At 43.3% G+C, this 2,864-nt stretch carries 3 protein-coding genes; 1 reads left to right on the top strand and 2 read right to left on the bottom strand.

Annotated elements, in window-relative coordinates:
- Nucleotides 1–32: 32 nt before the first annotated feature.
- Nucleotides 33–347 carry a hypothetical protein gene (locus tag NJ959_RS28060; RefSeq protein ID WP_254015054.1) on the bottom strand — a complete coding sequence of 105 codons (315 nt, stop codon included), beginning with the start codon at nucleotides 345–347 and terminating at the stop codon, nucleotides 33–35.
- 238 nt (nucleotides 348–585) lie between these two features.
- Here NJ959_RS28060 and NJ959_RS28055 point away from each other — a divergent pair, with 238 nt between their 5' ends.
- On the top strand, nucleotides 586–1,773 hold the full coding sequence (locus tag NJ959_RS28055; protein WP_373693727.1) for an AI-2E family transporter: 1,188 nt from the start codon (nucleotides 586–588) through the stop codon (nucleotides 1,771–1,773).
- 43 nt (nucleotides 1,774–1,816) lie between these two features.
- Here the strand turns inward: NJ959_RS28055 and NJ959_RS28050 are convergent, their stop codons facing one another.
- Nucleotides 1,817–2,599: a DUF4058 family protein gene (locus NJ959_RS28050; RefSeq protein WP_254015052.1), complete on the bottom strand. Its 783-nt coding sequence runs from the start codon at nucleotides 2,597–2,599 to the stop codon at nucleotides 1,817–1,819.
- Between the last annotated feature and the right edge of the window lie 265 nt (nucleotides 2,600–2,864).

Below are 2,864 nucleotides of genomic sequence, written 5' to 3'. Positions count from 1 at the left end.
CCCCATTCTCCCCCTTGTCCCCATTCCCATTCCTACTGTGGAATGTTGAACAATGTCTGAGCGGTTGTCAATCGCTCAAGCACTTGATCCGCTGTAATCAGTCGTTTGAGAACTACTTGACCAATTGTCTTGGCTGACTCGGATGATCCCGCAGGGTTGGGTTTGACTTCGACCATGAGAACCGCGTCCTCAACCCGATACAGCCATAATTTTTCCTCCTGCTCCAGGATACAAATGTTCATTTGCACAATTTCGGGTTCGCGTCGCCAAGCATTGACATTCCAAAGCCCACCGAACTCCCAAACCCGACCGACTATCCAACCGTCCGAAAGAAAAAAGTACTTTATTGCCATCTGAATCCAACTGTCTTTGTCGGAATTATGACCTTTGTTGGAGGGATTTGGGTAGAGGTGTCGGTTTTTTTGACTTTTCAGCTCTGGCATCAGGCAAAAGTCGATGAGGAGTAATTGGTAGTTCAGTGAAAAAACCGCTAGTTGGCGAGGGAAAGCTAATAAAAGTTGTTACTGATAATTGATAATGGTGCAAGTTATCAATTTAACTGGACTTGAGAACGGAGGCTTTACCGTGAATCTAGGCAAATGGATTGGCTTACTAGCCTTTATCCTATCCATGTATATCTTATGGCAAATCCGGCAGATGGTTCTGCTAATCTTTGCGGCAGTCCTCCTTGCCGATGCTTTAAATATAGTGGTGGAACGATTCTGTCGATTGGGGATAAAGCGAGTTTTTTCTGTCCTCCTGTCGATTTTTATGTTATTCGCTGTTTTGGTGGGTTTTTATTTCCTGATTGTGCCACCTTTTGTTACTGAATTTAAACGGTTGATTGAGTTAGTCCCTCAAGGGATAGAACGATTAAATCAGTGGTTTGAGTTATTGAGAATGAGTATTTCGCCAGAGTTGCGAGATCAGTATATTCCAAGTATTAACCAACTTATTCAACAACTTCAACCTTTAGTTCAGCGACTATTAGGCGGAGGGGTTTCTTTTGCATTTAACTCTTTGGCTGTTTTCGGTCAATTTCTGTTGGTAATCATTCTGTCACTAATGTTATTGGTCGATCCTCAGCCTTATCGCAACAGTTTTATTCGGCTTTTTCCTTCATTCTATCGCCGTCGAGTGGATGAGATTTTGAGAGAATGTGATAAGTCTTTAAAGGGTTGGCTGATTGGCATTCTTTTTAATATGTTTGTTATTGCTGTTTTCAGTTTTGTGGGATTGTTAATTTTAGGAATTCCCCTAGCACTGGCACAGGCAACTCTGGCAGGTATTTTGACATTTCTGCCGAATATTGGTCCGGGATTGAGTGTCGTACCACCGATTGCGATCGCGTTACTCGATCCCAATGGCGGTTTGAAAGCGCTGGCGGTTTTAATTCTTTACATTGCTATTCAGCAAGTTGAAAGTAATTTACTCACTCCCTATGTCATGGCGCAACAGGTATCGCTCTTGCCAGCAGTGACGCTTTTAGCACAGGTATTTTTTGCTACCTTTTTTGGGTTTTTAGGGTTATTTTTGGCTTTGCCGTTGACTGTTGTGGCTCAAGTTTGGTTAAAGGAAGTTGCGATTAAAGATATTCTGGATCGATGGGATAATTCTCATTTCAAGTATGAGGAGGAAGTAAAAAGTAGTTTCGATATAGTCTCTGGGGATACTCCTAGAGCATTGTCAGGGATGGAGGAATTATCAGAAGGGGATGTTACGGGTGAGGTGGTTTCTGGAGATAGTACGTTTGACGATAAAATAGAGGGATAGGATGATTGATATAGAATTAATAGAGAATATGATACTGTATTATCTACCTTAATTTTTGCTGTTGCAATTTCTCATTCACCCAAGCCATATCCGATTCTGACAAAGCGGGAATTGGAGGGCGGCTGTAATCAATCCTTAAGTCATAGCTTCCCCAATCGTAAATCTCATCTAGTAATGACTTTAGATCGATCGCTGGTTCTAATTCACCAGCCCTTAACGGCACTGGAAACTCAGGAATTAGATCTTGCAAATTAAACCCATACAGTTGAGCCTTTGGACGAGTTTCGCTATGACTTACCACAATTCGATAATGACTTTGCCCAAAATCTCCAACCATTGCCATCGAATTTCCCTGACGCAACAGATCGATTTCCACAAAATGAGTCATGCTACCCAAAATCTTTAACCGTTTTGTTTCGTATTGCAATCGCCCGATTCCCATCTGTTTATTCTTTGGAGAAAGCACCTCAATAATAGTAACAACTTCCTCGGTTTCCACTGCCCGAATTTCTAAGTATGCCTCTGTCAAAATCTCTGGTAAAGGAAGCAAAACCTCCACCGACTGGCTTTTGGGGGCAACTGCGAGATTAGATTCAGTCGAGCGAGCTACAGACAGCGAATTTTGCACCGAAACATCGGGTACACCCACTAGGAGAGCCGTATCTCCACTCACCTCGTACACGCGCTCCTCGATTGCCACGATATACTTTGGGCGGAGCTTAGGAGCGAGATTGTTAGCGATCGCGGTAATTAATCGATGATGAATTCCCGCCCAAAAGGAAGGATGTTCTAGATAAGGATTCATACCGGGAAAAGGAGAAGGCATAGGTAAAACTCCTAATACTTAAATCTTGCACGCCTGCGACTAGAAGTCGCGGCTACACAGACAAAACCCACCTACGTGGGTTTAAAAGCCTTGATTTTCTGTTAGTCCGCGCAGGCGGACTTGGTTTCTCTAGCCGCGATTTCTAATCGCCAGAACCATGTACAAGATCTCAGTAATACGCACGACTCATCGGCAACCCACCTCCTCTCTATTTTAGCTTTCTTCGCCGGAAGCCTCACGCCATATTTGTACTCAAATTGGCGTG

The organism is Limnofasciculus baicalensis BBK-W-15 (assembly GCF_024178385.1).
Lineage (GTDB): Bacteria > Cyanobacteriota > Cyanobacteriia > Cyanobacteriales > Coleofasciculaceae > Limnofasciculus > Limnofasciculus baicalensis.
The sequence above is the reverse complement of the archived record's forward strand: the minus strand, read 5'-3'. Positions and strand labels throughout refer to the sequence as shown.

Bases quoted from the DNA above. Each gene is read 5' to 3' on its own strand.
- NJ959_RS28050 (WP_254015052.1), bottom strand. From the start codon at position 2,599: ATGCCTTCTCCTTTTCCCGGTATGAATCCTTATCTAGAACATCCTTCC.